Origin of the sequence: Okeania sp. SIO2F5 (genome assembly GCF_010692685.1) — a bacterium.
GTDB classification, from domain to species: domain Bacteria; phylum Cyanobacteriota; class Cyanobacteriia; order Cyanobacteriales; family Microcoleaceae; genus Okeania; species Okeania hirsuta.
The window spans coordinates 1-1,618 of sequence record NZ_JAAHGU010000300.1 but is presented as its reverse complement, the minus strand read 5'-3'; the positions used below and the strand labels follow the sequence as shown (position 1 = coordinate 1,618).

Here is a 1,618-nt window from a genome sequence, read left to right as displayed (position 1 = left end):
TGTAAAGATATCTATCCCAAATCTCCCCATCCACTACAGAAACGTCGGGAATTAGCCCTTGTTCTTGCCCTTCTTTTGTTACCGTTTTTACCAATGCAGTGCGTGTCACTACTAAATCCAAATTTAGCCGCTCGATTTCGCGGTCAATATTTCTCTGGATTAAATTCGCAACGTTTTCATCGGCACCAATGGGTCGCATTTCTCTGATTTCTCCATCCACAAGTTCGTAAATAACCCCATCTTCTGGGTATTGGTCAATAAATTGGTCAAAAGTCAGTCTAGTTTTTGTTGTATTCATGGCGATCGCTCCTATACAAAACTGGGGTGAATAGGCAAAAAAGCCTAAAGTATTCAATTGGACATGATATAATTAGACAGTTCCCGCAGCTACTACATTTGCTTCTCGTCCTAAATATTCTCGATGTTGGGGATGTATGAAACCCAAACTAATTTTATCTTCAGAAATACCCATTTCTATTAGCTTGGTAACGATGGGTTCTTCCGTATCGTTACACTGAATCAAAATACAATGGCTTTCGCCCATCTCTAAATTACTATCAATAATATCAATATGCAAAACACATTGATGAATGCGTTTGTATTGATGCCATCCTACCCACAAAGCCATATACCGCATTCGTTCGTCATCAAAAATTAGATCTATTTGAGAACCCTCATCTTGGAGTGATTCGTATTCACCTAGCAACCGTTTCACGCATTCCCGATAAAAATTTATGGTACTATCCATAGCAAATCTTCCTTAGTGAAATAGAAAACAATTAATTTTAAACTAAACTTCTCAATGGCAACTTTTCCCACTTGTCTGCTAAAAATATTCTCAAAAGCATCAATAGGAATAGCTAAATACAGTTCTCTATCCGGCTCTTGTATTTTTAATAATTCTTGATAGATTCCATACTGACCTACAGCCTTTTCGAGTTCTGTTACTTGAGATTGTGTAATAAAACTTTTGACTTCTACCGCTATTTTATCGCAATCTTTTTCAGCAGCAATTGTTCTTTTGGCTCCCAAGTCAATCAAAAGTTTAGGATCTGATTCAAGAAAATAAGGATCATGTGTAATTGTCCATCCTTCATCAATCAAAGCTGACTTAACCAGTTCATGGTAGGTATCTTTTCGAGACATTTTATAGATATTAAAAACGATAAAATTTTTGTATTCCCCACACTTCCCACCATCTCCACACTCTACTTTTTGTCAGCAAACCCTAATTATCAATTATTAACTATTAATTATTAATTATCAACATACCTCTGCCACATTCCTTCGTAAGCTTTCTCCATCTCGCGAGTAAACTGTTTGGCATTCCACAACGGAGCAGTTTGCCTCGACTTTCTCAATTTCCAGGATATCTCCTGACGTAATTTTTCATCTTTCCCTAACCTAATTCCCCACTCTACATACTCCTCATCACTCCAAGCAATACCTTCAGTAATGCCAGCATTGATCATCATCGTGTAGCTATTGCGCGCTGCAAATTGTTGACCTACCCGCGTTACCATTGGGATGCACATCCAGAGAGTTTCTAACGTTGTTGTTGCACCATTATAGGGATAAGTATCCAAAACAATATCAGCAATACCTAAGTTAGCTCTGA

At 37.6% G+C, this 1,618-nt stretch carries 3 protein-coding genes and 1 pseudogene; all 4 read right to left on the bottom strand.

Features of this window, described 5'->3' with window-relative positions; translation table 11 throughout:
• The coding region (locus F6K27_RS33110) for a Uma2 family endonuclease (RefSeq protein WP_287300977.1) at positions 1-355 on the bottom strand (355 nt) is incomplete at its 3' end.
• 15 nt (positions 356-370) lie between these two features.
• Positions 371-748, bottom strand: coding sequence for a XisI protein (locus F6K27_RS33105; RefSeq protein WP_287280070.1), 378 nt, complete (start codon positions 746-748; stop codon positions 371-373).
• Positions 733-1,146, bottom strand: coding sequence for an element excision factor XisH family protein (locus F6K27_RS33100; protein ID WP_287280069.1), 414 nt, complete (start codon positions 1,144-1,146; stop codon positions 733-735). The genes F6K27_RS33105 and F6K27_RS33100 overlap by 16 nt, the downstream gene beginning before the upstream one ends.
• A 110-nt stretch (positions 1,147-1,256) precedes the next feature.
• Positions 1,257-1,618, bottom strand: a pseudogene (locus F6K27_RS33095) (O-linked N-acetylglucosamine transferase, SPINDLY family protein); the annotation flags it as partial.

Coding starts and splice junctions, on each gene's coding strand:
- F6K27_RS33105 (WP_287280070.1), bottom strand. CDS start 748: ATGGATAGTACCATAAATTTTTATCGGGAATGCGTGAAACGGTTGCTA.
- F6K27_RS33100 (WP_287280069.1), bottom strand. CDS start 1,146: ATGTCTCGAAAAGATACCTACCATGAACTGGTTAAGTCAGCTTTGATT.